The following is a 25,968-nucleotide window of genomic DNA, read 5'->3' on the forward strand; positions in this document are numbered from 1 at the left end:
GAGACGGGAAGGCGCTACGCGAGCTGCTCGCGGACCAGCGGGGCCACTTCCGTGCCGTACAGGCGGATGCAGTTCATCAGCAGCTCGTGCGGCAATGTTCCGAGGCTGTACTTCAAATCGAAGCGGCTCAGCTCCAGTTCCCGGGCCACCCGAACGATTTTGGCAGCGACGGTCTCCGGGGAACCGATAAACAGGGCGCCGTCGGGACCTGCTGAGGCCAAATAGTCGCTGTGGGTGGTGGGGCTCCAGCCGCGCTCGCGGCCGATCCGGTTCTGCATGCGTTCAAAATGTGGCCAGGCCTCTTCAAGTGCCTGCTCATCGCTGGCCGCTATGTAACCGGGGGAGTGTGCGCCCACCGGAAGCATCGGACGCCCAAACTGGGTCAGCGCCCGCTTGTACAAATCCACGAACGGCGCGAAGCGTGCCGGTTCGCCGCCAATGATGGCCAGCATCAGCGGCAGGCCGTAATGGGCAGCCCGGACTACGGACTGCGGCGTTCCGCCCACGGCGATCCAGGCCGGGAGCTCGCCGGAGGCAGTGGGCGGATACACGCGCTGGTTCTGCAGCGGCGCCCGGGTGCTGCCGTTCCAGGTCACCGGCTTTTCGCGGCGCAGTTCGGAAAAGAGCTCGAGCTTTTCCTCAAAGAGCTCCTCATACTGTGCCAGGTCCAGGCCAAACAGGGGAAAGGACTCGGTGAAGGATCCCCGTCCCAGGATCACCTCCGCACGGCCGTTGGACACTGCGTCCAGGGTCGAAAAGCGCTGGAAGACGCGGATCGGATCATCGGAGCTCAGGACCGTTACTGCCGAACCCAGCCGGATCCGGCTGGTCTGGCCGGCAATGGCTGCGAGAATCACATCCGGAGCGGAGACGGCAAAGTCCTCGCGGTGGTGTTCGCCGATGCCAATGAAGTCAATGCCCACCGAATCGGCCAGCACTGCTTCGGCCACAACATTGCGCAGGACCTGGTGCTGTGGAAGCCGCTCACCGTCCGGGTCCGAAGTGACGTCTCCAAAGGTGTCCAGTCCAAGTTCCAGATGCTGACCCATGTGGTGCTTCCCGCTTCCGCTAAAAGTACATGATTTTGCATCTAGTGTAGCCGGGGCCGGGGCCGCCGGGGCGCCGCACCACAGGCCGCGGCAGCCGGGGCCACGTCACACTGCTGCGGGAGCTCGGATTTCATACTGGGAACACCACACCGGATAGACTTGGGGGCGGTTCCTTGGGCAATTCCGGGGTCCGCTTCGGATCAGCAGCCGATGGCGCAAGTGATCAAGCGATCAAGTGATTAGTTGAGGTATTTTGCGAGACTTTAGTGCACGCCTGGCCACAGCCGACGAGATGGAAAAGTGGGACAGCCATGTGCTGTCCAACCCGTGCGGCGGGAACGTGCTGCAGTCGGCGTCCTATGCGGAAGTCAAGTCGCACCACGGGTGGAATCCGATCCATTTGGTGTTCACCGGCCACGGTTACACCACGTACAACCTGGCCATCGAAAAGAAGGTTCCCGGCCTGGGCAGTCTCTGGTACCTCATCAAGGGCCCGGACGTAGCGGAACCGTCGCATGTGCCCGAGGTGCTGGATGCTTTGCGCCGGTTCATCAAGGACACCAAGCGCAACGTGTTCGCCGTCAAGGTGGAGCCGGACATTGTGGACAGCCCGGAGGTGCGTGCCCAGTTCCTGGGCGCAGGCCTGGTGAAGACCTTCAATCTGCAGCCCAATGACTCCACGGCACTGCTGGATACCACGCCGGATAGTGAACAGCTGCTCAAGAACCTCTCCTCGCGCGGGCGCAACGCCGTCCGCCGGGCGATCCGCGAGGAAGCGGATGTACGCCGGGTGGAACCCACCGAAGAGAACATGCGCATCATGTACAAGCTGATGAGCCACATCGAGGACCGGTCCTCGGCCCGGATGCGCTCCTATGAGTACTACCACCGCTTCTGGTCCAACTTCGTGGCCGCCGGCCAGGGCCGGTTCTACTTCGCCTTCGAGAACGGCGAACCCACAGTGGGTGCCTTTGTCATTGCCTATGGCAAAAAGGGCACGTACAAGGACGGCGGATCGAAGCCGCGCCGCAACCAGTACGGGGATTCCCACCTGGTCCAGTGGACCGCCATCAATGAGCTGAAGGAAGACTTCGGCATTGAGCAGTATGACTTCTGCGGAACTCCTCCCAGCGATCAGCTGAAAAACAAGGAGCACCCGCACCACGGCCTTGGCCTGTTCAAGACCAGCTTCTCGAAGACGGTCACGGATTTTGTGGGTTGTTATGACCTGGTCCTGGATCCGGTGCGGTACAAGATCTGGAACACCATTGGTGAGCGGGTGGCCCGCCAGATCTACTGGCGCCGGCACCAGCAGCCGTTTTACTAACCAGGAAGCATGCCTGAACGCCGATTCAGGCACAACAAAGGCGAAAGGGTGAGTCCTTTGGAGAACACGTCCGATGCAGACCGCCAAGAGCCTGCTCAGAACCCCGATCCGATGGTGGGACCGATTCCAGTAGTCCGGCAGCCCAAGGCGGCCGGTTCCAAGGGGCCCGGGTCCAAAACACCCGGCGCCCGGGTGCGGCGCCCGGCGGCGCCCGGCCAGGCGCCGCAGTCAGCTAAGGCAGCGGGCCTGCCCACCGGTCCCGAAGGGACCGGCCTGCGCAGCACAAAACCGAAGCCGCCGCCTCCCACCACCTCGGTCATGATCACCCCGGCCAAGGGCGGCGCAGGCGGGATTGCCCAGGATAAAACCCAGCCCGGCCGGCCACGGCCGGACACGGGCCAGGCGCCGCGGAAGCCCCGGGCGCGCAAAACCGTGCCGGGCAGCCACCACCATCCCGGCAGCGCCAATGCCCTGCGGCAGGACCGGTCCTCTGCGGCCGCCCGGCGGATGCTGCGCAAGTTGGTGCAGGGCGAAACTCCGCCCACGCAGGCCATGTCCATTGTGGAGCGGCTGGCTGGATCTCCCTATGCCAACCCGCTGGTGCGCAGCGCCGGACCGGATGCCTCGGCACGGAAGACTCTTGACCTTGCCCTCGGCCTGGCCGAAACCATGTTCCGCTACGGCGCCGGCGCCCTGGAAGTGGAAACTGCCATCATTGCGGTGACCGCTGCCTTCGGCCTGGACAGCATCGAGGTGGACATCACCAACCAGTCGGTGCTGCTGAACTATTCGCCCAAGGACCAGACCCCCATCACCGTCATGCGGGTGGTCCGGTCCTGGACCAACAACTATGCCGGGCTTGGCCTGGTCCACCAGCTGGTCACGGACATCATCGACGACGGCATCACCCGTGCCGAAGCGGCCAACCGGCTCAATGAAATCACGCACCGGCCCAAGCCGTTTCCACGGTGGGCAGTGACCTTTTCCACCGGCGCCTTTTCCGCCGCCATTGTCGGTTTCATCGGCGGCGGACCGCTGGCGTCAACGGTGGCTTTTGTCAGTACCTTCCTGGTGAGCCTGCTGCAGCGCGTGCTGGGCCGGTGGCGGGTGCCGGACTTCTTCACCACTGCGGCGAGCGGCTTCCTGGTCACGGCCATCGCCATGATCTTCTGGTCATTCGAGGTGCCCATCACCCCGGGCATTGTGGTGGCCGGAGGAATCCTGCTGCTCCTGCCCACAGGCCGGCTTGTCTCCGCCGTACAGGATGCGATCAACGGGTTCCCCGTGACGGCTGCGGGACGTTTCCTGTCCGCGTTCCTGACGTTCGGCGCACTGGTGGCGGGCATCGCCGTCGCACTGGTGACGGGAGCGCTGCTGGGGGTGCCGCGCGTGGACGTTACCCAGGTGGCAGGGTCACAGTATCCATTTGTGCTGACGCTGCTGCTGCTCGCCGTGGCGCTGGCAACCATCTGCGTGGTGGAGCAGTCACCCCTCAGTCTGGTGCTGCCCACGGTCCTCACCGGGGCTGCCGGGTTCCTCGTGTTCGAGCTCGCGGAGCTGGTGGGCATGGGACCGCGGCTCACTCCGGCCGTCGCCGCCATCTTTATTGGCATGATGGCCCGGATCATTGCCCTGCGCATGGGGGCTCCGCAGCTGATTGTGGCAGTTCCGGCAGTGCTGTTCCTGTTCCCGGGGCTTTCCATTTTCCGCGCCATGTACGGCCTGAGCATCGCGTCCGATGACATCACGGTTGGTGCCGTGGGGATCTTCAATGCACTGACCGTGATCCTGGCGATCGCCGGAGGCGTGGTGTTTGGAGACAACCTGGCCCGCCCGCTGACCCGGAACCTGTCAGGCATGGACCGCCGAAACCGCCGCCGCTAGGAACCCGGCTGACGAACGCCGCTGACCGGCTCCCGGCAGCCGGGCCGAAGGGCCCCGGAGGATGAGATCTAGAGGATCTTGCCCACCGGGGTCCTTTTTTCTGCCTGGAAGGCGTCTTCAGTGCGTCCCGCCGCCCAGTACCCGGACAGCGATACCTGCCGGCGTTCCAGGCCCCTGGCACCGAAAAGAACGTCCCGCAGTGCCTTCATGGCTTCCCGCTCGCCATGGGCGAAGACCTGAACGTCGTTGCTTGGCCAGGAAGCGGCGGCCACGGCCGCGGCGAGCAGGCCGGTGTTCCCGGCCGGAAGTTCTCCCCGGTAGAGCCAGGTCACGGTCATGCCTGCCGGCATGGTGAGAGGCTGGCGGTCCTGCGGTCCGCCCACTTCCACAAAAACCTGCCCGACGGCGGCGGAGGGCAGGGCTTCCAGCACGGCAGCCGTGGCGGGAAGCGCGGATTCATCGGCGGCAAAAAGGTACCAGCCGGCGTCGGGATCCGGATCGAAGGCTCCGCCGGGGCCGGTGAAGGAAAGGCTTTCGCCGGCGGCCGCACGGGCCGCCCAGGGACCGGCAAGCCCCTCGTCGCCGTGGACCACAAAGTCGATGGCGAGCTCCCGCGCCGCGGCATTGACGCTGCGGATGGTGTAGGTCCGCGAGACCGGCCACTGTTCCCGCGGGAACTGCTCCCGGAGGGCCTCAAGCTCGGCGCTGCCGTCCAGCGGCTTCCCGTCCGGCCCAAACCAGATCTTGCAGTACGCGTCCGCAAAGCCGTTGTCTGCAAAGTGCTCAAAGTTGGGTCCGCCCGCAATGATTCGCACCATATGCGGAGTCAACTGCTCGCGCCGCAGGACCTCCAGGGTCAGCAGCGGCCGGGACCGGCGGGGAGGATCCTGGGCAGGCTTTCCGGCGGGCACAGCAGAGTCGGGCATGTAATTCTCCTTGGTCAGGCGTTTCCCCTACCGTATCCCGTCCAGGGCCCAGTCCACGGGCTCAGCACCCTGGCTCTGCAGCAGCTCGTTGACCCGGCTGAACGGGCGTGAGCCGAAGAATCCCCGCGATGCCGAGAGCGGGCTGGGATGGGCAGATTCGATGCGGGGCACCTCACCCAGCAGGGGCACTATTGAGCGCGCGTCATTGCCCCAGAGCACGGCCACCAGGGGTACGCGGCCGCCGTCGGCGGACCGGCGGGCGACGACGGCGCGCACGGCCAGCTCGGTGATCTGCTCCCAGCCGCGTCTGCGGTGGGAACCGGCGTCTCCCGCCCGAACGGTCAGGACACGGTTCAGCAGCAGCACGCCCTGGTCCGACCAGGCGCTGAGGTCCCCGTGCGCGCAGGGCGCTATGCCGAGGTCGGCGTCGAGTTCCTTATATATGTTGTTCAGGCTCCGGGGCAGCGGCCGCACGCCGCGGTCCACGGAGAAGGACAGTCCGACGGCGTGGCCCGGGGTGGGGTACGGGTCCTGACCGATGAGCAGGACTTTCACCTCGGCCAGGGGACGGGAGAAGGAACGGAGAATGTTTCCGGGGGCAGGCAGCACGGTGTTGCCTGATGCGCGCTCTTCCTCGAGCCAGGCTGCGATCCGGTGCAGTTCAGAAGCGGCCGGGGCCAGGGCAGCGGCCCAGTCCGGTGCCATGACGTCCCTGAGCACGGCGGGCGCTGCGAAAGGAAAAGGTTCAGCACCCGGGCCGGACGCGGCGTCGTCGTTGGCGGTGCCTGTCCCGGGACGGCGGGAACCGGCCGGAAGAGAATCCGGCGGCAGGGAGAAGAGGGTCGGTTCATTGGAGCTCACCCCTCCAGACTAGGGCCGCCGGCTGTGTCCGCGGGAGTTCCGGCGCCGGGATCAGCCGCGCCCGGGTGCCAACGCCGTGCAGGACTGCGGGCCCGTGTGACGGGCGGCGCCAAAATGGCAAGCATGTTATTTCCCCACTAGCATGGGATCGAAACCGTCAACTTATCTGGGAGATTTCTGTGGCCGAAACAACCGAAGCCTTTTCGCTGGACGGCGCGGTTGACCCCGAAAGTCCCCTGGGAGAGCAGGAACAGCAGATGCTCGCGCTGGAGCGGGCCTGGTGGAAGTATGCCGGGGCGAAGGAACAGGCCATCCGTGAACTGTTCGGCATGTCCGCCACCCGCTATTACCAGGTCCTCAATGCGCTCATCGACACCGAGGACGCCCTCGCGCACGATCCGATGCTCGTCAAGAGACTGCGTAGACTACGTACAACCCGTCAGCGTGCGCGCACCGCCCGTCGCTCAGGCTTTGACGTCTAAATCCGTCGCCGCCGCAGACCCAAGGACTGATACGCACCATGAGCCCATATCCCCGGGATGAGTTTGACAAGGTTCCCGAGACATCATCGCGCCAGGGCGTCCACCGGGAACGGCTGATCCCCGCACGGTCCCGCGGACTTGGCTTGATCATTACCGTGGGGGTGCTTGCCCTGGTATTGGGCCTCGCCGCCTATTTTGTCCTTCCCCGGCTTGGCATCGGGGCGGACGACGCCGCAGGGCCGGCCGGAGATCCGGCGGCAGCGGCACAAGCTTCAGCGCCGGCTTCAGAGCCCGAGCCGTCGGAGGAACCCGATACCTCCGCCGGTGCCTCCCCGAGTGAATCTCCGGCTTCCCCGGAGGCCTCGGACGGGGTGGACCGCAGTCAGCCCGTGGTGGTGCTGAACGGAACCGGCATTCCCGGGGTGGGCTCCATCGTTTCCGGCCGGATCGCAGCAGACGGCTGGACCGCCGAAGAGATCGCCGTGTGGAGCGGACAGCCGCTTCAGGGATCGGTCATTTTCTACAACGGCGCGGACCAGCTGGCCGGTGCCCAGGAGCTGTCCCGGCTCCTGGAGATCCCCGCACTCTCTGAATCCGCGGAATTTGACCTGGTCACCGTGGTGGCCGGTCCGGGATTCCAGTAGGAACAACTCTCTTTTCGTAAAAACTGCATAACGATCGCCCATCCCGGTCCGCGACCCGTTTTCTGCTGGCTACAGTGAGTGCCAGCCGTGCCGCGCCCGGTCCCAATCGAGCAGGGGAAATCCGCTGTCCGCCGGACCGGCTGTGTGCCGGCCCGTTCCGCCACGGGCAGCCTGGCGGAAGGCACGTTCGCAACAAGGCGGGAGAAAGAGCATGGCGCAGGGGATCGTCAAATGGTTCAACGGAGAAAAGGGCTACGGGTTCATCACCGTGGATGAGGCTCAAACGGACGTATTCGTCCACTGGTCCGCGATCCAGGCGTCCGGTTACCGCACCCTGGAAGAGGGCCAGCGGGTGCAGTTTGAGATTGGTGAGGGGCAGAAGGGCCCGCAGGCGGAAGACGTCCGCGCAGTGTAGGCGAGCGTCCGCCGTCCGGCGGGCAAAGCGGCGGCGGCCCCCTCTGCATGGCCCGCCGCCGTTTGGCGTGCCCCTGCCTGTGCTCCGGGTTGCAGATGAGCGTGAGGGACACAGCGCGAAGCCGTGATCGCTTGCACTCAGTGTGAGGGAGTGCTAATTATTGACTTAGCACTCTTGCCGGATGACTGCTAAAAAGCGGTCGGCGTTGAGTGAAAGAGCAAGCCACTGAGGTGAGGGCCTGGGTACGCGTAAAAGAGATCGCGCGCACAGGCCCGTCCGTCGCGGGCACCGCAGTCTGGAATGCAACATCTAAGCACCCAGCATGACTGTTCCGGAAGGACGAAAGCCGTTATGGCCAAGATCATTGCATTTGACGAAGAGGCACGCCGCGGCCTCGAGCGCGGGTTGAATATCCTCGCTGACGCCGTAAAGGTCACCTTGGGCCCCCGCGGCCGCAACGTGGTCCTTGAGAAGAAGTGGGGCGCCCCCACCATCACGAACGACGGCGTTTCCATCGCCAAGGAGATCGAGCTCGACGATCCCTACGAAAAGATCGGCGCAGAGCTGGTCAAGGAAGTTGCCAAGAAGACTGACGATGTTGCCGGTGACGGTACCACCACGGCTACCGTCCTCGCCCAGGCACTGGTCAAGGAAGGCCTGCGCAACGTTGCTGCCGGCGCTGACCCGCTGAGCCTGAAGCGCGGCATTGAGAAGGCCGTCGAGGCTGTTACGGCCGAGCTCCTGGCCTCCGCCAAGGAAATTGAGACCAAGGAGCAGATTGCTGCCACGGCTTCCATCTCCGCCGGCGACCAGCAGATCGGTGATCTCATCGCCGAAGCCTTGGACAAGGTGGGCAAGGAAGGCGTCATCACCGTCGAGGAGTCCAACACCTTCGGTCTTGAGCTTGAGCTCACCGAAGGTATGCGCTTCGACAAGGGTTACATCTCCGGCTACTTCGTGACTGACGCCGAGCGTCAGGAAGCAGTCCTGGAAGATCCGTACATCCTGATCGTCAACTCGAAGATCTCCAACGTCAAGGATCTCGTTGCCGTCCTCGAGAAGGTCATGCAGTCCGGCAAGCCGCTGCTGATCATCGCCGAAGACGTTGAGGGCGAAGCCCTGGCAACCCTGGTTGTCAACAAGATCCGCGGCACCTTCAAGTCCGTTGCCGTCAAGGCTCCGGGCTTCGGCGACCGCCGCAAGGCCCAGCTGGCAGACATCGCCATCCTCACCGGTGGCCAGGTCATCGCCGAGGAAGTCGGCCTGAAGCTGGAAAATGCCACGCTCGACCTGCTGGGCAAGGCCCGCAAGGTTGTTGTCACCAAGGACGAGACCACCATCGTGGAAGGCGCCGGCGACGCCGAGGAAATCGCGGGCCGCGTCAACCAGATCCGTGCCGAGATCGAGAACTCCGATTCCGATTACGACCGTGAGAAGCTGCAGGAACGCCTGGCCAAGCTGGCCGGCGGCGTTGCAGTCATCAAGGCCGGCGCAGCCACCGAGGTTGAGCTCAAGGAGCGCAAGCACCGCATTGAGGACGCTGTCCGCAACGCCAAGGCAGCCGTTGAAGAAGGCATTGTCGCCGGTGGCGGCGTTGCCCTCATCCAGGCCGGCCTGAAGGCTTTCGCCAACCTGACCCTTGAGGGCGACGAAGCAACGGGCGCAAACATTGTGCGCGTTGCCATCGACGCTCCGCTGAAGCAGATCGCGTTCAACGCCGGCATGGAGCCGGGCGTTGTTGTCGACAAGGTCCGCGGCCTGCCCGAGGGCTGGGGTCTGAACGCTGCAACCGGCGAGTACGAAGACCTGCTGGCCGCCGGCGTCAACGACCCGGTAAAGGTAACCCGCTCTGCCCTGCAGAACGCGGCTTCCATCGCCGGTCTGTTCCTGACCACCGAAGCAGTGGTTGCCGACAAGCCTGAAAAGGCTGCACCGGCCATGGGCGGCGGCGATGAAATGGGCGGCATGGGCGGTATGGGCGGCTTCTAGCCCCCACTGCTGATCCGCAAGGCCCAGCTAGCCAGCTAAAAGGCGCGGCACCTTTGAGGTGCCGCGCCTTTTAGCGTTCGCAGACAGGCCTAGTGTCGAAACAGAGCGACGTTGGCTGCTTCCGTTTCCGCGTACTGCGCCGATGCATGACCAAGGGCCAGATTGATGCTGGCCAGGGACTCCTCAACCTTGGCCTGGGTGCTGCGCCAGTCCGCCACCAGGGACTGGAAGTTCGCCGACGCCTGGCCCTGCCACGACTCGCTGAGGGACTGCAGGCCTGACTGCATCCGGTTGATCTCCGATTGCAGCCGGTCGATGGTGCCGCGGACCTCGGCGCTCTTGGCGTCGAGAACCTCGCTGTCCACTGAAACTAGTGCCATGGTGTCTCCCCTTCAGAAGTTGCCTGCGGCTCCATGAGCCTTGAGCTTCCGAGGCTAGGCGGGCGGACACTGTGCCGCACAGGCGAGGTCACACCTGTGGACAGGACGGGACCACGGCGCCGGGGCTGCCCCTGTGGAGGGGGATGCCCTGTGCTAGCTGCCCGGCTCGGACTGCTCCGCGTCGAGGTCCCCCGCGGGGTGATAGGGGAGGCGGATGGAGAGGGTGGCGCCGCCGCCTTCCGTTTCGGACAGCCGTACGGTGCCGTCGTGCTGTGCCACCAGTGCGGCGACAATCGCCAAGCCAAGACCCGTGCCGCCCGTCTCGCGGTACCTCGAGGAATCGGCGCGGTAAAAACGCTCAAAGACCCGCGCCGCATCTTCCTCGGAGATGCCCGGTCCGTGGTCCCGCACCTCGAGCACGGCGTCCGAGCGGTTGTGGATAACCGGTGCCACACCAACGGCAATCTCAATCGGGGACCCGTCAGGTGTGTAACGCAGGGCATTGGTGATCAGGTTCGCCACTACCTGCCGCAGCCGGGCCTCGTCGCCTAAAGTAGGCGCCGGACGCGGCTGCTGCCCGTCCAGGCCCACCACGCGGATCTCCCGGCCCGGCGAGCTGGCACGCGCGTCCATCGCGGCATCGTTGCCCAACAGCATCAGGTCCACCGGCTCGTACTCCAGCGGGCGCTGTTCATCCACACGGGCCAGAGTAAGCAGATCCTCCACCAGCTGGCCCATCCGCTTGGCCTCACTCTCGATCCGCCCCATGGCCGCAGCCACCTCTTCGGGTTTCTGCAGTGCGCCGTGGCGGTACAGCTCGGAGAAGCCACGGATCGTGACCAGCGGGGTGCGCAGCTCGTGCGAGGCATCCTGGACGAAGCGGCGCATCTTCTGCTCGGACTTGGTCCGGGCCGCAAAAGCGGTTTCGATGTGCGCCAGCATGGCGTTCAGGGAGCGGGACAGACGGCCAATTTCCGTGGTCGGGTTGCCGACGTCCACGCGCCGGGAAAGGTCGCCGGCAGCGATGGCCGCAGCGGTCTTCTCCACCTGGCTCAACGGGCGGAACTGCCGGGTGACGGCCCAGTAAGCGATCCCGGTGGCGCCCAGGGTGCCGAGCAGCCCCACGGAGAACACCAGCGACGCGGCTTCATCCACGGTGGTGGCCACGGAGTCCAGCGGAAGCGCAACAACCACCGAACCGGGAGCGGCCTCGAGAGGGAAGACCTTCAGGCGCCAGCCTTTGCTGCCCGGAGCAGTTCCGGGAACCGTTTGTCCCTGCTGATCGAGCTCCCTCACCTGCTCGGCGGTGTAATGGTCCACCACGGGGGTGTCTTGTCGGGGATCGGAGTGGGTCTCGGGTCCGTAGCTGCCGTCGTCGGCCAGATAGAGCCCGTAGAACTGGAACAGGGAGGTATCGCTGGCAGGGCCGTCCGAAAGCAGATAGCGGGACACTGCCGGGGCATTGTCGCCGATTTCAACATCAAGGCGCGTTATCAGAATCTGCCGCAGCACGTAAATCGTGGCCAGCCCCGTGATGGTCACGGTGATGACCATCAAAATCGCCATGATGGCTACGAGCTGGGATCGCAGCGAGGCGGATTTCCAGCGGCGGAGCAAGGCTTAGCGCTTCTCCGACGTGCGCAGAAGGTAGCCCACCCCGCGCTTGGTCTGGATCAGGGCTGGAGCATCCGGGCTGCGGTCGATCTTGCGCCGCAGATAGGAAATGTAGGACTCAACGATGGAAGCATCCCCGTTGAAGTCGTACTCCCAGACGTGGTCCAGGATTTGCGCCTTGGACAGCACCCGGTTCGGATTGAGCATCAGATAGCGCAGCAGCTTGAACTCGGTGGGGGAAAGATCAATGACCACCCCGCCGCGGCGGACCTCATGGGCGTCGTCATCCAGCTCAAGGTCGTCCACGCGGAGGACGGCGTCGTCCTCGTCGAGCGGCTGGGTGCGCCGCAGCACTGCCCGGATGCGCGCCACAACTTCGTCAAGGCTGAACGGTTTGGTGACGTAGTCGTCTCCGCCCACGGTCAGGCCGGTGACCTTGTCCTCGGTGTCGTCCCGTGCGGTCAGGAACACCACCGGGAAGTGCCGGCCGGCTGCCCGCAGGCGGCGCGTCAGTGTGAAGCCGTCCATGTCCGGAAGCATGACGTCCAGGACTGCGAGGTCGGGGGCATGTTCCTCCACAGCGGCCAGAGCTTCCCGCCCGTTGCCGGCAGCCACGACGTCGAAGCCGGCGAAGCGCAGCGAGGTGGACAGGAGTTCGCGAATGTTGGGCTCGTCGTCAACAACCAGGAGACGGGCTTCAGGTCCGGATGATTTGTTCACTGCACCAGTTTCTTACATTTAGCTGTGCGTTGTCTGTAGGCGGGCCCGAAGGTTGCTGACCGCCGGCTGATGCTCGCCGCTACACCGGCTTTTCGATATCCGAGGCATCCAGGATGGAGTAGGCATACCCCTGCTCAGCCAAAAACCGCTGCCGCTTGGCCGCAAAGTCCTGGTCCACCGTGTCCCGGGCCACCACTGTGTAGAAGTGCGCCGCCTTGCCGTCGGCCTTGGGCCGCAGCAGCCGGCCGAGCCGCTGGGCCTCCTCCTGACGGGAGCCGAAGGAACCGGAGACCTGGATGGCCACTGACGCTTCGGGCAGGTCGATCGAGAAGTTGGCCACCTTGGACACCACCAGCGTGTTCAGGGCGCCCTCGCGGAACTCATTGAACAGCCGCTGGCGTTCCTTCACAGGAGTGTCGCCCTTGATGACGGGTGCGTCCAGCCGCTGGGCAAGCTCGTCCAGCTGGTCCAGATACTGCCCGATCACCAGTGTCTGCTCGCCTTCGTGGCGCTTCACGAGCTGCTCGACGACGTCGGTCTTGGTCTCCGACGTCGAACACAGCCGGTACTTGTCCCCGTCCTCGGCCATGGCGTAGGCAACGCGTTCATCCCGGGGCAGGTCCACGCGCACCTCAATGCACTCGGCCGGGGCAATGTAGCCCTGGGCCTCGATGTCCTTCCACGGAGCGTCGTAGCGTTTGGGGCCGATCAATGAGAAGACCTCGCCCTCACGGCCGTCCTCCCGCACCAGGGTGGCGGTCAGGCCCAGCCGCCGGCGCGCCTGCAGGTCCGCCGTCATCCTGAAGATCGGAGCCGGCAGCAGATGCACCTCGTCATAGATGATCAGGCCCCAGTCATTGGCGTCGAGCAGTTCCAAATGCGGATACAGGCCTCCGCGCTTGAGCGTCAGTACCTGGTAAGTGGCAATGGTGACTGGGCGGACTTCCTTCATGGCACCGGAATATTCGCCGATTTCATCCTCGGTCAGTGACGTGCGCTTGAGCAGCTCATCCTTCCACTGCCGAGCGGACACCGTGTTGGTGACCAGGATCAGCGTGGTGGTGGAGCTGGTGGCCATAGCTGCCGCGCCCACCAGGGTCTTGCCCGCACCACAGGGCAGGACGACGACGCCGGAGCCCCCGGCCCAAAAGTTCTCAGTGGCCAGCTTCTGGTACGGGCGCAGCGCCCAGCCGTCCTCGTTCAGCATGATGGGGTGCGGCGTGCCGTCCACGTAGCCGGCCAAATCCTCGGCCGGCCAGCCGAGCTTCAGCAGCAGCTGCTTGAGCTGTCCCCGCATCGCGGACTGCACCACCACCGTCTCGCCGTCGATGCGCGGACCCAGCAGCGGCTGGATCTTCTTGGCATGCATGACCTCTTCCAGCACCGGATAGTCCGTGGTCCGCAGGACCAAGCCGTGCTGGGGATCCTTCTCCAGCCGCAGCCGCCCGTACCGGGACATGGTTTCCTCAATGTCCACCAGCAGCGAATGCGGCACGGGAAAGCGGGAATACGTCAGCAGGGTGTTCAAAACCTGTTCGGCGTCCAAGCCGGCAGCCCGGGCATTCCACAGGCCAAGCGGCGTCAGCCGGTAGCTGTGGATATGCTCCGGAGCCCGCTCCAGCTCGGCAAACGCCGCAATGGCGTGCCGGGCCTCGGTTGACTGGGGATGGTCCACCTCCAGCAAAATGGTTTTATCACTCTGGACAATCAACGGTCCGTCAGCCATGCGCCGGGGTATCCTCCACTATTTCTACGTCCATGATTCGGTGCACCGACACCACTCGCTCCACGTCCCGGCGCGGATCAAAAACCCGCACCCGTCCGTCGGTGACTGATAAGGGAACGAATATTTCCTGCCGCTGATTCCCCTGGCTGTCCACAACGCCCATCCGGACAGAACTTCGGGTGCGGATGGCCTCGCGCAGGATCTCCAGCCCGACCAGCGGCTGGCTTTCGCCGTGCCCGGCCACCGGCGGTCCTTCGCCGCGGAGTGCGGCCAGCTGTTCGGAGATGTCCTCGTCGGTCAGGTGCCAGGGATTGATCCGGGTCCGGGAAGATGCGGGCACCGTCACGGGGGGATGGGCATGTGAACCCGCCACCGGGCGTGCCCGGCCCTCCAGCGCCGGCGAGTAGCCCAGTTCGCGCAGGGTGTAGGACAGTTCCTGCGGGCTTGCCACCGATCCGACGACGGTGGGCGAGAGGCGTACGAGGCCCAGGGCCGTGGTGCCCGGATCTGCCAGCAGTCCGGTCAGGCCGTCTTCGTCGTCGCTGCGCAGATAGGAGGCCATGGAGCCGACCCTGAGCCGGCCGTAGCGGGCCGCGGTGTCTTCGACCAGATACTTCAGCGGCTGGGGCACATCAGTGGCGGAGTGCCGGTGCAGGAATTCCATGATCTCGGCAGCGCTCTGTCCGCTGTCCAGGGCTTGCCGGACGGAGTCGGCGGAAAAGCGGTAGATGGCCGCCGGCCCTTGGCCCTCGGCTACCGAGATGGCGGCAAGGCGGCGCGCGACGCCGGGCTCCAGATAACCCGGAGCCACTGCAGTCAGGTCTGCCTGCAGGAGAAACGAATGAAGCGGCTCCGGCAGGGCGCCGCGCAGGCGGTCCAAGGCCGCATCCCAATCCCCGGCAGCAACCGCTGCTCCCAAATCAGTGAGGGCGCCGGACCCGAGCAGCCCCAGCTGGGCTGCTTCCTTGAGGATGCCCGGGACCAGCCGCGCAAACCTGCGCTGGAGCCGCGGCTGGTGCCAGGTCAGTGCGCTGACTAGGCCAGCGGCGTCGAGGGCTCCGGTGGTTCCTTCCCCGGCGGTGTCCTCAGCCGCCAGGCGCGCCAGCATTTCCAGGGCCCGCTTGCGCACCAGGGGGGCATCCGGACGTGATGCCTCAGCCGCCAAAGCATTGACGGCGCCGCCGCCGGGCAGCGGGCTGCCGACCAGGGACGGCGCGCGGTCCGCTTCGAGCCAGGCCGAAACCAGCTGCTTCCACTGCTCATCCCGGTCCAGGGTCAGCCATTCCCGCTCCGTGACACACCACCGTGACGTAGTGACGTCGAGGGCGAGCAGCCCGGACAGGGCGGAGAGTTCCAGCAGCCAGGCGGTGGCGGAAGCATCGATGCGCAGTGACTCGGAGACACGCCGCACTTCCCGCACTCCCACTCCGCCGGAGCGCAGGGTGCTGATGGGAGTTGTCTTGGCCAGGGTGAGCAGTTCGGTCACCAGCCGCAGGGTTTCCGCCACCGCCCCATAAGCGGCGTTGTCCCGGACACTGTTGGGAACCTGGCGGGTGACCGGTGCCGGCGGGGAAAGCTGGAAATCGGAAACGATGACATGGCCGCGGGACGCCTGCCCCACCGGCCGGGGGAGTTCAACGTGCAGCGCGTCCAGCGGAACCAGGAGGCCGCGGGCCACCAGCCACTCCACCGGGGTGGGGGAGGGATTGTCCAGTACGGCGCGGCCCATGGTGGCCTTTTTGGGAATGGCACCCACCGGGGAGTACTTGAATCGCTTCAGGAGCTCCTGTGTCTGGGGCGGAGCACCGGACATCAGCGAGGCCCAGGCCACCGGATCCGAAACCAGATGGTGCAGGGAATGGGCCGCCGTCGCCGGTGTGTCCGCCCGCTCCATGGCTATGCCGCTTCTGCGCAGCCCCTCCACGATGCCCACCAGGCGCTGACCGAATTCGGGTTGCTGGACGGCAAGGGTGGAATAGGGCCGGCCAAGGCCGGCCGGATAAGCTCCCAGTGCTTCACCGAGCACTGACACCGGCAGATAGAACCGGCGCCCGGCGTCGGCCTTGGGGGCCCCGGGGTGCGGGGTCGCGCGGCGGAGCAGGGCGAGAGCATGCAGATGATTGAGGATGGCGTCCAGCGCCTTGATGGTGGACCCCGCGATGGCGCTCTTCAGCCAGGACGCCGTAGTACTGAGATGCGAATCCTCATTGGTGGTCAGGTCCACGGCTTCAAGGACCTGCAGCTCAGGCGCTGTGAGCTTTTCCAGCACCCGCTGCACACTGATGCGGGTTGAGGCGCGCGCCGCGAGGGCCTGGAAATCCGGAACGGGAGGCAACACCAGATCCGGTCTGGCCGCAAGCAATTCACGCAGCTGGTCGTCGCTGCGTGAAGCTAGATCTTCGGCTAAGGCTCGGATCGCGGACATCGTCTTTACGTTACCCGAACCGGTTCCAAAACGAACGGCCTAGCCGCGCCGCCGACGGCGAATTCCGTCAATTATTAGCGCTGCCATCAGGAGGAATGCTGCCGGGAGGGCATAAATGGCACCCGCTGCGTAGCCGGGCCACACACTTTCCCCGCGCAGGGCCGAGAGCAGGACGGCACCCAGGCAAAGCAGGCCCAGAACGGCGAGCAGCGCTGCCACACCCGTGAGGACCCGCCGCCAGCGCGGCACGTCTGCTGCGGTCCGGTGCGGGGTCCTGCCGGGAGAAGGCGCGCTGGTGTCCATGAATTTAACGCTAACAGCGGAAACTCCCGGCTCCAAAGGTCCGGCACGGGAGAAGGAATGCACTGCCGGGATATTCTAAAGGGAACATGCTTCCCAGTAGTATCTCTCCCGTAGTATCTGGATGACCCAGTATCTTGATGACCTGGTATCTGGACGACCCAGTATCGGAAGCATCCGGTAGGTGCGGAACTACCGGAGCATTCATTTCTGCATACGGCCGGCACTGCGGGTTGCGCAACACTGCGGCAGGTATAACTGCTGCACTCATTAGCTAAGAACGAGGTAACCGAAGTGCCCATCGGCAAGGTGAAGTGGTTCGACACTGGTAAAGGTTTTGGATTTCTGGCCACGGACGAGGGGCAGGAAGTCTTCCTTCATGCCTCCGCCCTCCCGGCAGGCGTCACCGAGGTAAAGCCCGGTACCCGCATGGAGTTTGGCGTTGCCGACGGCCGCCGCGGCCCCCAGGCCCTCTCGGCCCGCATCCTTGAAGCACCGCCGTCAGTGGCACGGGCCACGCGGAAGAGTGCGGATGACATGGCGGTTATTACGGAAGACCTTATTAAACTGTTGGATGCAGTCTCGAACGGCCTGCGCAAGGGCCGTTACCCGGACAAGAAGCATGCCACCAAGGTGGCGGCCGTTCTGCGCGCCGTCGCCGATGACCTGGACGTATAAGGCGGATCCACTGCATGACCACTCGCGCAACAACCCATTCCGAATCGGATTCTCCGGCTCCCGAAGCTTCCGGAGGGCAGTCCGCTGCCACGGCACCGCGGCGTGCTGCACGACGCCCGTCCAAGCCTGACGCAGTGCTTGCCGCTGCCGTTGAAGCGGCACGTGCAGGACTTCTGGAAGTTGTTCCCCCGGAACAGATCGGCGCCTACATAGGGGCAACGCCGGACGCTGAGCGCCTGGTGACGCACCGTTTTGAGTCCCTGCGCCCCGGATACAACGGCTGGCACTGGTACGCCACCGTGGCCAGGGTGCCGCGCGGGAAGGTTGCCACGGTCTGCGAGGTGGGACTGCTTCCCTCGGAGAATGCCGTCCTCGCTCCCGAGTGGGTGCCGTGGTCGGAGCGGATCCGTCCGGAGGATGTAGCCGCGGAGGAAGCCGCCGTTGCCGCTGAGGAAGCCGCCCGGGCGCAGGCCGACGGCGACGAAGGAGACGAGCGGGATCGCGGCGGACACTCTGAGGACAGTGCCGGTCATTCCGCGAACGGCGGGGCGGGAACTCAGGAGGAGCGCTAAACCATTGGGTCCGGGGGCAGCAGTCAACAAGTTCATGGGTAAACGGTGCTGAGCTGTGTTCCGTTCACTGCGCTTCTTTAACTACCGAATCTGGTTCATCGGTGCATTGGTGTCCAACATCGGCACCTGGATGCAGCGGACAGCCCAGGACTGGCTGGTCTATGACATCCTCACCGACCAGGACGCAGCGGCCATGGGCATAGTCATGGCGCTGCAGCTTGGGCCGCAGCTGGTTCTGGCGCCGTGGGCAGGTTTGGTGGCTGATACCTATAACCGGCGCAAGGTGCTGCTGTTCACCCAAGTGGCCATGGCTGCGCTGGGCCTTGGCCTGGGCGTGCTCGTCCTATCCGGCGAGGCCCAGCTGTGGCACGTTTACGCATTTGCCCTGGCCCTGGGCGTGGTGTCAGCCGTCGACGCACCGGCACGCCAGAGCTTTGTCTCGGAAGTTGTGGGCGAGGCTGATCTTCCCAACGCCGTTGCGCTCAACAGCGCCTCCTTCAACGGTGCCCGCATGGTGGGCCCGGCAGTTGCCGGCCTGCTGACAGTGGCCGTTGGCCCGGGCTGGGTCTTCCTTATTAACACGTTCACCTTCGCCGCCATGGTTCTGGCGCTGCTCAAGATGCGCAGTTCCGAGCTGCGGGTGCTGCCCAAGGCCCCGCCGGGGAAGGGCCGGATCAGGGCAGGGCTGAAATATGTCCGGTACCGCCCGGACCTGGTGATGGTGCTGCTGGCCATCTTTATTGTGGGAACATTCGGCCTGAACTTTGCCGTGTACATCGCGGCGATGGCCCGTACCGAGTTTGGCCAGGACGCCGGAATCTTTGGACTGCTGAACTCCGTCATGGCCATCGGGTCCGTCACCGGGGCGCTGCTGTCGGCCCGCAGGGACAAACCCCGGCTGCGTTTTGTCTTCGGAGCCGCCGGCGCCTTTGGGGCCGCGTGCCTGGTTTCCGCTGCCTCTCCCACTCTTCTGTGGTTCGCGGTGTCCCTGATTCCGGTGGGTCTGTTTGCGCTGACGCTGATGACGAGCGCGAACGCCTATGTCCAGACCACCACTGCGCCGGTGATGCGCGGACGTGTGATGGCCCTGTACTTTGCCATCTTTATGGGCGGAACTCCCATCGGCGCCCCGCTGGTGGGGTGGGTAGCCAACAGCTTTGGGCCGCGGTGGAGCCTCGGCGTTGCCGCGGCCTCCGGACTGATCACCGCCGTCGTCGGTTTTGTCTGGGCCTGGCGGGCCCACCACCTGCGGATCCACTATGACCGGACCCTTCCCCGCCGGCTGCACATGACTACGAGTGAAACGGAACAGGACCCGGAACCAGCGTAGGGTCCGGGTCCTGCAACAGGGGTGCGCCGTCTGCTACCGGGAGGGCTCAATGACATAGTCGATGCACTGCAGCAAAGCACTGACGTCGTCCGGCTCAATGGCCACGAAGGTTGCGATGCGCAGCTGGTTGCGGCCGAGTTTGCGGTACGGTTCCACGTCCACGACGCCGTTGGCACGCAGCGTCTTGGCGAGGGCCGCCGCGTCAATGTGATCCTCAAAATCAATGGTGGTGATGACGTTGGAACGGTCCTCGGGCCGGGCAACGAATGGGGTGGCCACGGGGGAAGCCTCGGCCCAGGAATAGATTCGGCCGGCCGAGTCCGCAGTGCGGGCCGAGGCGAAATCCAGGCCGCCGTTCGCGTTGAGCCATTCAATCTGGGCGTTGAGGGTCACCAGTGTGGACAGCGAGGGCGTGTTGTAGGTCTGGTTCAGCCGAGAGTTGTCGATAGCCGTCTGCAGGTTGAGGAAGTCCGGAATCCAGCGGTCTGACGCATTGATCCGCGCGGCCCGTTCCAGCGCCGCCGGGGAGAACATGCCCAGCCAGAGGCCGCCGTCGGACGCGAAATTCTTCTGCGGAGCAAAGTAGTAGACATCCGACTCGGCGAGGTCGACATCCAGGCCGCCCGCCGCCGAAGTGGCATCAATCAGGATCAGGGAACCGGAGTCCGCGCCGGCAACGCGTGCCACCGGGGCGGCAACACCCGTGGACGTCTCATTCTGGGGCCAGGCATAGACATCCACCCCGGATTCGGCCGCCGCAACGGAACGGGTGCCCGGTTCGGCCTTGATGATGGAGGACGGTGCAAGGAAGGGCGCCTTGTTGGTGGCAGCGGCGAACTTGGAACCGAACTCGCCGAAGGACAGATGCTGGGCCTTGTCCTTGACCAGACCGAAGGATGCCACATCCCAAAATGCGGTGGAGCCGCCAACGCCAAGCACCACTTCATAACCCTCCGGGGCGCGGAAGAGGCTCGACAGTCCCTCGCGGATGCTGCCCACCAAGTTGCGGACGGGAGCCTGGCGGTGGGACGTGCCCAGCAGGCGGGCTCCGGCGCGGGACAATGCTTCCAGCTGCTCCGGACGAACCTTTGACGGACCGGCCCCGAACCGCCCGTCCCTGGGAAGGAGTTCGGCGGGGATCTTGACTGCGGCTGTTTCGCCCATGGGGTGTCGCTCCAAGCGGTAGGCAGGGTGCTCTGATGTGCCTTTCATTCTGCCCCACCGCCCCGTCCGCATGCGATTTGTGAACCCGCCCGCCGGGTCGTCCGGAGCCGACGGAATTATCTGCCCTTTGTCCGGATGAGCTAACGTATTGGCAGTACTGACCTGTGGGGGCGGCGTCCGCCGTTGTTCTCCTGATCTTCCCAATTGAGTACCTAGGAGCGGCCTGCCATGACGGACCTCATTGACACCACCGAAATGTATCTGCGGACCATCCTGGAACTCGAAGAAGAGAACATCGTGGCTCTCCGGGCGCGCATCGCCGAGCGGCTGCGCCACTCCGGGCCAACCGTGTCCCAGACGATCGGGCGGATGGAGCGGGACGGCCTGGTGGTGGTCTCGGGCAACCGGCACCTGGAGCTGACCGAGCAGGGCCGCCGCCGCGCCACCGAAGTGATGCGCAAGCACCGGCTGGCCGAACGCCTGCTCGCCGACGTGATCGGCCTGGACTGGGCTTACGTCCATGACGAAGCCTGCCGCTGGGAACACGTCATGAGTGAGCGCGTGGAGCGCCGGCTGTACGACCTGCTGGGGCACCCCACGGAGTCGCCCTACGGCAACCCAATTCCGGGCCTCGCCGAGATTGGCGGCGTGGCCGCTGAACCGTTCCACGACGGCGTGACCAACCTCGTTTCCGCTGTGGCGCAGGCAGAGCCGGGAACCAAGATGAAGCTGGTCCGGCTGGCCGAACCGGTCCAGGTGGAACCGGAACTGCTCTGCCAGTTCGATGAGGCCGGTTTGCGCCCCGGAGCGGAGATCAGTGCCGAAGTGGTGGCGGGCTACATTTCTGTGCGCGTTCCCGGAATCGAAGGCGCCCTGGAACTTCCTCCAGAGGTGGCTGCCCACGTGTTTGTATCCACACTCGGATAACGAAATGGTCTCTTTTGGGCATCTTCACCTATAGTGACTTACTGACGTTGAAATAACACCGTTATCCGGGCCTTACGCCGAACCCTGCCACTGGCCCGGAATTACATAGTTCAGGCAGGGGCGGAGGACCCATCACCGGCAGCTTGAGCTGCCTTGGGGTGAAGCCTCCAGCATCAGCACTGCCCCCGCATCGACGGTGCGGCCCGTCGCTGAATGCGGGGCCGAGTTTCTCCACTCGAATCCGACAGCTAACTTCGCAGGCATATGAGAGAGGTATACCTTGTCGAAGCATGCTGCCCCGGGCAGGCGCCGCGCGTCTGCCCCGGCCCCCGCTCCACGCCCGGACAACGGCCCCAGATCCGGCCGCCGCCGAGCAGAATCCAGAAACCGCTCCATCGGCGGTGCCGCACAAAAAGTCGCCATCACCGCAGCAGCCTCGGGCATGATCCTTACTGCTGCGGTCCCCACCACCGCAGCCGTGAGCGAACCAGCCCAGGAAATGCAGCCTGTCGCCGTGGAAGCGCCGGTAGTTTCAGCGGATCCCGCAGCGGCCGTTAACTTTGACCGGCCCGCCCTGAGCAGCCGGTTTGACCCGGAAGCAAAGCTCCACCACGTGGCTGTGGCGTCCGGTGCGGAGATTTCCGCCGGTGCATCCGCGGGCGCTCTTGCCCGACCGCTGGCCTCGGAGCTCGTTCAGACGTCCGGCTTTGGCTACCGCGTCAGCCCCATCACCGGTGCCGCAGACGAGCTGCACCGCGGCCAGGACTTTGCCGCTGCCTGCGGCACGGATGTCACGGCTGCCGCAGCCGGCACCGTAACCTTCTCGGGCTGGCACGACTTCGGCGGCGGAAACCGCGTGGTGGTTGATCACGGCAACGGCGTGGAAACCACGTACAACCACATGTCCAGCCTAGCTGTGGCCGTGGGGGACAAGGTGGAGCGCGGCGCCCTGGTGGGGGCCAGCGGCACCACAGGGGCCTCAACGGGCTGCCACCTTCACTTTGAAGTGATGGTCAACGGCGAGGTCGTTGACCCGCTCGGTTGGCTGTGACCGCAGGATAACCATTTCGTGACCTGAACGTGACATTCGACAAATGTTGTTGTAGGGTCATCCTCGTGCTTGATCGGCCAAAGGTCGGGCACCCTCGAACAGATCGCCGAGCTCTGCCACTGTTTGAGGTCCGTTCGCAACATCGCATGGCAGAGGCGGGGGAACCACATTCGGGTTTCGAAAGAAACCCTAGGGGTTAAGTTGCATGGGCCTTACCGCCCACGCAGCCGGGTGACTCCCATCCGAATCCGACAGCTCACCTCGTAGGCATTGGGAGAGGCAAACTTGTGTCATCAGTAGCTCACGGCCGCCGTCGCGCGTCCGCAGTCCAGTCGAGCCCCGTTTCAGCACTGTCCCGGGCCGTCACCTCCAATGTTGGAACCATCGGCCGCCAGGCCGCCGTCGTCGTCGCCGCTTCAGGCCTCGTCCTCGCTGCAGGCCTTCCCGCCCAGGCAGCCCCCAGCACCGACCGCCAGGTACTCGAAGCCACCCCGCTCAGTGTCGTAACTTCAACCGGCGCTGTTTCTGTCTCCGCACAGGCACCGTTTGAGCTGGCCACCATGCAGCCCGTCTCCTCCGTTTCCGGAGCGGACTACCGCGCCCGCATCGCAGCAGAAGAAGCGGCTGCCGCCGCTGAAGCCGCTGCTCAGGAACAGGCAGCTGTTCAGGCTGAGCAGGCCGCTGCAGTTCAGGCCGAGCAGGCTGTTCAGGCTGAGCAGGCAGTTGCCGCTCAGACGCAGCAGGCTTCCGCACCGCTGGCAGCCACCACTGCCAACTGGGCCCCCGCGGCCAACACGCCGGCTCAGGCCCAGGCTGCTGCCCCGGCACCCGCCGCTGCAGCTCCCGCACCGGTTCAGGCTCCGGCCCCCGCACCGGCTCCGGTAACCAGCGGCGTCGGTGCAGCACTCGTTGCTTCGGCCTACGCACAGCTCGGCGTTGCTCAGGACTGCACCGCCATGGTGGAGAATGCACTGCGCTCCGTCGGCAAGTCGGTGGGCGACCTCGCCCCCGCACAGTTCTACGCCTTCGGCTCGGTTGTTGGCTCGCCCGAGCCCGGCGACCTCGTCATCACCTCCGGCCACGTAGCCATCTACGTGGGCAACGGCCAGGTCATCAGCGGCGGCTTCGACGGTATGAACACCGTGCTGCACCCGCTGTCCTACCTCGGCGGCGCAAGCTTCGTCCGCGTCAGCTAAGCCCTGTTGCAGATAACGGAGATTGCACCCGCATGACATCTACAACTGAGCGCGCCCGTCACCGGGCGCCCGCAGCACGTACCGCTGCGCTGAGCACGCTTGCGCAGGCAGTGTCCGCCAACGCCGGAACCTTTGGGCGTCAGGCCGCTGTGGTGGTTGCCGCATCAGGCCTGGTTCTGGGCACCGGCGTTGCGGCCAACGCAACAGGTTCCGACGTGGTCCGCAGCGCGGAAACCAGCACGTTGGATCTGGCGGCGTCTACGCAGCTGATGGTTCCCGCAACCGCCGTGGTGAGCTTTGACCGTCCGGCCGTGGCCGGCGTCATTCTGGCCCCGGAAGTGCAGCCTGAGGAAGCTCCGTCTGAGGAAGTGCAGCCTGTTGCTGCGCAGCCGCAGGCAACCGAGCCCCAGGCAGCGCCGGCAGCGCAGCCGCTGCCGGCCGAGGCTCCTGCCCAGGCACCTGCCCAGGCAGTGCTGACGGAAGAAGCTGCTCCGGCCATGGAACCGGCAGGTTTTGTTTCCGCTCCGGCGGCGGCCCCGGCCCCGGCGCCGGAAGCGGCTCCGGCTGCTTCCTCCGGCACTGCTGCGACCATCGCCGCCGCTGCCTATGCGCAGCTGGGCGTGTCACAGGACTGCACCATGCTGGTGACCAACTCACTGGCTGCCGCCGGCATCAGCTTCCATGACTGGCCCGCCGGTTACCTGTCTCTGGGAACTACGGTCAGCGCCTCCCAGGCGGTTCCCGGCGACCTGATCTACTACGCCGACGGCGGCATGGGCATGGCCCACATTGCTGTTTACGTTGGAAACGGCCAGGCCATCCACGGTGGATTCAACGGTAATTCCACTGTTGTGGCTCCCGCAGAGCTGGGCTCGGGCGGCGTGTACATCCACGTCCGCTAGAAAACGCTACCCACAGTTTGCCTGCCGGTTCGCCGGCAGCGGTCAAGGGTTTCTCCTCCGGGAGGAACCCTTGATCCGTTTAAACCGCCGGGCGGCGCCGAAAATGGCGAAGAGCAGGATCCGGGCATACTCTTTCCATAGATCATGTGAAGTACCGTCAACCGCGGCGGGCAACCTCCCGCCGAAGGACCGCAGGCGAAGAGGAATGTGCATGCGCACTCTCGTTCTGAATGCAGGCTACGAGCCGCTGGCCGTTGTGAGCTTCCGCCGGGCGCTGGTGCTGGTCTTGTCAGGGAAGGCCAGCGTTATTGCCGAGAGCGGGGATCCAGTGGTGGGACCCACGGAAATTCTTCCGCGCCCCTCGGTGATCCTGCTGCACAGATACGTGAAAATTCCTTACCGCGAAGGCACCCCCGTTACACGGCGGGGTGTTCTGCGCCGGGACCTGCACCAGTGCGCATACTGCGGCAAGGCCGCCTCCACCGTGGATCACGTCCTGCCCAGATCCAGGGGCGGAGAGGACAGCTGGGAGAACATGGTTGCCTGCTGCCTGCGCTGCAACAATGCCAAGGGAGACAGGACTCTGAACCAGCTCGGATGGCAGCTGCGCATCCATCCCCAGCCGCCACGCGGGGCTCGTTGGCAAATCCGCGAACTGGAACGCCCGGCCCCGCAGTGGAATCAGTTCCTCGATGCCGGCACGGCTGCCTGATGCCGGTGATGGATACGGCAATGCCCTCGTTCAACGCCATTGTGCTGGCCGGGGGAAGGTCGTCGCGCCTGGGCGGAACCCCCAAGGCGCTGCTTCAGTCCTCCGGGCGAACGCTGTTGGCTGTTGCCCTGGAAGCAGCATCCGGTGCTGCCGAACGGGCTGTCGCCGGGCCGCCCCAACTCCAGGAGGCGCTGGAGGCGGGCGGAATCCCCGCCCTGCTGATCCGCGAAGATCCGCCATTCTCCGGGCCCGCGGCCGCGGTGGCGGCGGCATGGACGGCGCTGGCCGCCCAAGATGAACAGGCAGGGCGGCGTCCGCCCGAGTGGACCCTGGTCCTGGCCTGTGACATGCCGTTCATCTCCCGGGCAGTCAATGCACTTTTGTCCGAAGCTTCCAACGGCACACGCGGCCCGGTGCCTCTCTCCCTCCTGGCCGTTGACGAATCCGGACGCGAGCAGCCGCTGGCCGGGCTCTACCGGACGGCCCATCTGGGCGCTGCGATCGGCTTTTTCGACAGGCCTGCAGGATTGGAAAACCTTTCGATGAAGCGGCTCCTTGCTAGGGTGCAATACAGGAGCGTTACGGTTCCGCCCCACAGCACAACGGACATTGACACGTGGGAGGATGCCAGGCGCTGGTCGGTGGACACCGGCGGCGCCGGAGATGCTGAGCATCCCGCAACGCGCAATTGAAA

At 65.2% G+C, this 25,968-nt stretch carries 25 protein-coding genes and 2 riboswitches; of the genes, 15 read left to right on the forward strand and 10 right to left on the reverse strand.

The genetic code is table 11. The features are described 5' to 3' along the window. Positions 1–14: 14 nt before the first annotated feature. The gene (locus AC4D2W_RS14730; RefSeq protein ID WP_490927671.1) at positions 15–1,049 is read right to left on the reverse strand and encodes an LLM class flavin-dependent oxidoreductase; all 1,035 of its coding nucleotides are present in this window, start codon (positions 1,047–1,049) and stop codon (positions 15–17) included. 253 nt (positions 1,050–1,302) lie between these two features. Between AC4D2W_RS14730 and AC4D2W_RS14735 the strand changes: the two genes are divergently transcribed. Further along, the gene (locus AC4D2W_RS14735) at positions 1,303–2,376 is read left to right on the forward strand and encodes a lipid II:glycine glycyltransferase FemX (RefSeq protein WP_490927672.1); all 1,074 of its coding nucleotides are present in this window, start codon (positions 1,303–1,305) and stop codon (positions 2,374–2,376) included. A 48-nt stretch (positions 2,377–2,424) separates the two neighbouring features. Continuing rightward, the gene (locus tag AC4D2W_RS14740; RefSeq protein WP_490927673.1) at positions 2,425–4,260 is read left to right on the forward strand and encodes a threonine/serine exporter family protein; all 1,836 of its coding nucleotides are present in this window, start codon (positions 2,425–2,427) and stop codon (positions 4,258–4,260) included. Positions 4,261–4,328: 68 nt separating this feature from the next. Here the strand turns inward: AC4D2W_RS14740 and AC4D2W_RS14745 are convergent, their stop codons facing one another. Both AC4D2W_RS14745 and AC4D2W_RS14750 read right to left on the reverse strand, forming a co-directional pair. After that, positions 4,329–5,186 (reverse strand): siderophore-interacting protein, encoded by an 858-nt coding sequence (locus AC4D2W_RS14745; protein WP_490927674.1) that lies wholly within the window; start codon positions 5,184–5,186, stop codon positions 4,329–4,331. Between the two features lie 27 nt (positions 5,187–5,213). Then, positions 5,214–5,906, reverse strand: a complete 693-nt coding sequence (locus tag AC4D2W_RS14750; protein ID WP_490927763.1) for a uracil-DNA glycosylase — start codon at positions 5,904–5,906, stop codon at positions 5,214–5,216. Positions 5,907–6,226: 320 nt separating this feature from the next. On the opposite strand from AC4D2W_RS14750, the gene AC4D2W_RS14755 reads away from it, so the two are divergent. The 4 genes from AC4D2W_RS14755 (at position 6,227) to groL (ending at position 9,577) form a co-directional block, all read left to right on the forward strand. Continuing rightward, positions 6,227–6,529: a DUF3263 domain-containing protein gene (locus AC4D2W_RS14755; protein ID WP_490927675.1), complete on the forward strand. Its 303-nt coding sequence runs from the start codon at positions 6,227–6,229 to the stop codon at positions 6,527–6,529. Between the two features lie 38 nt (positions 6,530–6,567). Next, positions 6,568–7,173, forward strand: a complete 606-nt coding sequence (locus AC4D2W_RS14760; RefSeq protein ID WP_490927676.1) for a LytR C-terminal domain-containing protein — start codon at positions 6,568–6,570, stop codon at positions 7,171–7,173. 211 nt (positions 7,174–7,384) lie between these two features. Then, positions 7,385–7,588 (forward strand): cold-shock protein, encoded by a 204-nt coding sequence (locus AC4D2W_RS14765; protein ID WP_400933835.1) that lies wholly within the window; start codon positions 7,385–7,387, stop codon positions 7,586–7,588. A 351-nt stretch (positions 7,589–7,939) separates the two neighbouring features. Further along, complete coding sequence (gene groL / locus AC4D2W_RS14770; RefSeq protein WP_490927677.1) at positions 7,940–9,577, forward strand: chaperonin GroEL; 1,638 nt, start codon at positions 7,940–7,942, stop codon at positions 9,575–9,577. A gap of 89 nt (positions 9,578–9,666) precedes the next feature. Here groL and AC4D2W_RS14775 read toward each other — a convergent pair whose 3' ends face one another. The 6 genes from AC4D2W_RS14775 to AC4D2W_RS14800 form a co-directional block, all read right to left on the reverse strand. Continuing rightward, positions 9,667–9,957, reverse strand: a complete 291-nt coding sequence (locus tag AC4D2W_RS14775) for a WXG100 family type VII secretion target (RefSeq protein ID WP_490927678.1) — start codon at positions 9,955–9,957, stop codon at positions 9,667–9,669. A gap of 153 nt (positions 9,958–10,110) precedes the next feature. Further along, positions 10,111–11,523 carry a sensor histidine kinase gene (locus AC4D2W_RS14780; protein ID WP_490927679.1) on the reverse strand — a complete coding sequence of 471 codons (1,413 nt, stop codon included), beginning with the start codon at positions 11,521–11,523 and terminating at the stop codon, positions 10,111–10,113. A gap of 54 nt (positions 11,524–11,577) precedes the next feature. Then, positions 11,578–12,291 (reverse strand): response regulator transcription factor, encoded by a 714-nt coding sequence (locus AC4D2W_RS14785; protein ID WP_490927680.1) that lies wholly within the window; start codon positions 12,289–12,291, stop codon positions 11,578–11,580. 79 nt (positions 12,292–12,370) lie between these two features. Further along, positions 12,371–14,017: a DNA repair helicase XPB gene (locus tag AC4D2W_RS14790; protein ID WP_400933818.1), complete on the reverse strand. Its 1,647-nt coding sequence runs from the start codon at positions 14,015–14,017 to the stop codon at positions 12,371–12,373. Continuing rightward, positions 14,010–16,442: a helicase-associated domain-containing protein gene (locus AC4D2W_RS14795; protein ID WP_490927681.1), complete on the reverse strand. Its 2,433-nt coding sequence runs from the start codon at positions 16,440–16,442 to the stop codon at positions 14,010–14,012. The genes AC4D2W_RS14790 and AC4D2W_RS14795 overlap by 8 nt, the downstream gene beginning before the upstream one ends. 39 nt (positions 16,443–16,481) lie before the next feature. Further along, entirely contained in the window at positions 16,482–16,745 is a 264-nt protein-coding gene (locus tag AC4D2W_RS14800) for a hypothetical protein (RefSeq protein ID WP_400933812.1), read from the reverse strand. A gap of 291 nt (positions 16,746–17,036) precedes the next feature. Here AC4D2W_RS14800 and AC4D2W_RS14805 point away from each other — a divergent pair, with 291 nt between their 5' ends. From AC4D2W_RS14805 to AC4D2W_RS14815, 3 genes are read left to right on the forward strand one after another with little or no spacing between them, the layout of a single operon-like run. Then, positions 17,037–17,420, forward strand: coding sequence for a cold-shock protein (locus tag AC4D2W_RS14805; protein WP_210231717.1), 384 nt, complete (start codon positions 17,037–17,039; stop codon positions 17,418–17,420). 14 nt (positions 17,421–17,434) lie between these two features. Next, positions 17,435–17,992: a DUF3027 domain-containing protein gene (locus AC4D2W_RS14810; RefSeq protein WP_490927682.1), complete on the forward strand. Its 558-nt coding sequence runs from the start codon at positions 17,435–17,437 to the stop codon at positions 17,990–17,992. A gap of 55 nt (positions 17,993–18,047) precedes the next feature. Then, a complete protein-coding gene (locus tag AC4D2W_RS14815) occupies positions 18,048–19,322 on the forward strand; it encodes an MFS transporter (RefSeq protein ID WP_490927683.1) in 1,275 nt (424 codons plus the stop codon). Between the two features lie 33 nt (positions 19,323–19,355). On the opposite strand, the gene serC is transcribed toward AC4D2W_RS14815, so the two are convergent. Then, positions 19,356–20,486 (reverse strand): phosphoserine transaminase, encoded by a 1,131-nt coding sequence (gene serC / locus AC4D2W_RS14820; RefSeq protein ID WP_490927684.1) that lies wholly within the window; start codon positions 20,484–20,486, stop codon positions 19,356–19,358. Between the two features lie 228 nt (positions 20,487–20,714). Here serC and AC4D2W_RS14825 point away from each other — a divergent pair, with 228 nt between their 5' ends. From AC4D2W_RS14825 to mobA, 6 genes are all read left to right on the forward strand, one after another. Further along, the gene (locus AC4D2W_RS14825; protein ID WP_490927685.1) at positions 20,715–21,413 is read left to right on the forward strand and encodes an iron-dependent transcriptional repressor DtxR; all 699 of its coding nucleotides are present in this window, start codon (positions 20,715–20,717) and stop codon (positions 21,411–21,413) included. 65 nt (positions 21,414–21,478) lie between these two features. After that, positions 21,479–21,691: riboswitch (cyclic di-AMP (ydaO/yuaA leader) on the forward strand. Positions 21,692–21,855: 164 nt separating this feature from the next. Next, positions 21,856–22,464: a M23 family metallopeptidase gene (locus AC4D2W_RS14830; RefSeq protein WP_490927686.1), complete on the forward strand. Its 609-nt coding sequence runs from the start codon at positions 21,856–21,858 to the stop codon at positions 22,462–22,464. Positions 22,465–22,582: 118 nt separating this feature from the next. Then, a riboswitch (cyclic di-AMP (ydaO/yuaA leader) is annotated at positions 22,583–22,748 on the forward strand. A gap of 3 nt (positions 22,749–22,751) precedes the next feature. Next, the gene (locus AC4D2W_RS14835; RefSeq protein ID WP_490927687.1) at positions 22,752–23,660 is read left to right on the forward strand and encodes an NlpC/P60 family protein; all 909 of its coding nucleotides are present in this window, start codon (positions 22,752–22,754) and stop codon (positions 23,658–23,660) included. 32 nt (positions 23,661–23,692) lie between these two features. Continuing rightward, positions 23,693–24,562 (forward strand): NlpC/P60 family protein, encoded by an 870-nt coding sequence (locus tag AC4D2W_RS14840; RefSeq protein WP_490927688.1) that lies wholly within the window; start codon positions 23,693–23,695, stop codon positions 24,560–24,562. 211 nt (positions 24,563–24,773) lie between these two features. Beyond that, a complete protein-coding gene (locus tag AC4D2W_RS14845) occupies positions 24,774–25,274 on the forward strand; it encodes an HNH endonuclease (protein WP_490927689.1) in 501 nt (166 codons plus the stop codon). Positions 25,275–25,294: 20 nt separating this feature from the next. Continuing rightward, positions 25,295–25,966: a molybdenum cofactor guanylyltransferase gene (gene mobA / locus AC4D2W_RS14850; protein ID WP_490927690.1), complete on the forward strand. Its 672-nt coding sequence runs from the start codon at positions 25,295–25,297 to the stop codon at positions 25,964–25,966. Positions 25,967–25,968: the final 2 nt, after the last annotated feature.

The sequence above is a fragment of the Arthrobacter sp. TJ-58 genome (assembly GCF_058269295.1).

Coding starts and splice junctions, on each gene's coding strand:
- AC4D2W_RS14730 (WP_490927671.1), bottom strand. CDS start 1,049: ATGGGTCAGCATCTGGAACTTGGACTGGACACCTTTGGAGACGTCACT.
- AC4D2W_RS14745 (WP_490927674.1), bottom strand. CDS start 5,186: ATGCCCGACTCTGCTGTGCCCGCCGGAAAGCCTGCCCAGGATCCTCCC.
- AC4D2W_RS14760 (WP_490927676.1), top strand. CDS start 6,568: ATGAGCCCATATCCCCGGGATGAGTTTGACAAGGTTCCCGAGACATCA.
- AC4D2W_RS14765 (WP_400933835.1), top strand. CDS start 7,385: ATGGCGCAGGGGATCGTCAAATGGTTCAACGGAGAAAAGGGCTACGGG.
- groL (WP_490927677.1), top strand. CDS start 7,940: ATGGCCAAGATCATTGCATTTGACGAAGAGGCACGCCGCGGCCTCGAG.
- AC4D2W_RS14775 (WP_490927678.1), bottom strand. CDS start 9,957: ATGGCACTAGTTTCAGTGGACAGCGAGGTTCTCGACGCCAAGAGCGCC.
- AC4D2W_RS14780 (WP_490927679.1), bottom strand. CDS start 11,523: ATGGCGATTTTGATGGTCATCACCGTGACCATCACGGGGCTGGCCACG.
- AC4D2W_RS14790 (WP_400933818.1), bottom strand. CDS start 14,017: ATGGCTGACGGACCGTTGATTGTCCAGAGTGATAAAACCATTTTGCTG.
- AC4D2W_RS14795 (WP_490927681.1), bottom strand. CDS start 16,442: ATGTCCGCGATCCGAGCCTTAGCCGAAGATCTAGCTTCACGCAGCGAC.
- AC4D2W_RS14800 (WP_400933812.1), bottom strand. CDS start 16,745: ATGGACACCAGCGCGCCTTCTCCCGGCAGGACCCCGCACCGGACCGCA.
- AC4D2W_RS14810 (WP_490927682.1), top strand. CDS start 17,435: ATGACCACTCGCGCAACAACCCATTCCGAATCGGATTCTCCGGCTCCC.
- serC (WP_490927684.1), bottom strand. CDS start 20,486: ATGGGCGAAACAGCCGCAGTCAAGATCCCCGCCGAACTCCTTCCCAGG.
- AC4D2W_RS14825 (WP_490927685.1), top strand. CDS start 20,715: ATGACGGACCTCATTGACACCACCGAAATGTATCTGCGGACCATCCTG.
- AC4D2W_RS14830 (WP_490927686.1), top strand. CDS start 21,856: ATGATCCTTACTGCTGCGGTCCCCACCACCGCAGCCGTGAGCGAACCA.
- AC4D2W_RS14840 (WP_490927688.1), top strand. CDS start 23,693: ATGACATCTACAACTGAGCGCGCCCGTCACCGGGCGCCCGCAGCACGT.
- AC4D2W_RS14845 (WP_490927689.1), top strand. CDS start 24,774: ATGCGCACTCTCGTTCTGAATGCAGGCTACGAGCCGCTGGCCGTTGTG.
- mobA (WP_490927690.1), top strand. CDS start 25,295: ATGCCCTCGTTCAACGCCATTGTGCTGGCCGGGGGAAGGTCGTCGCGC.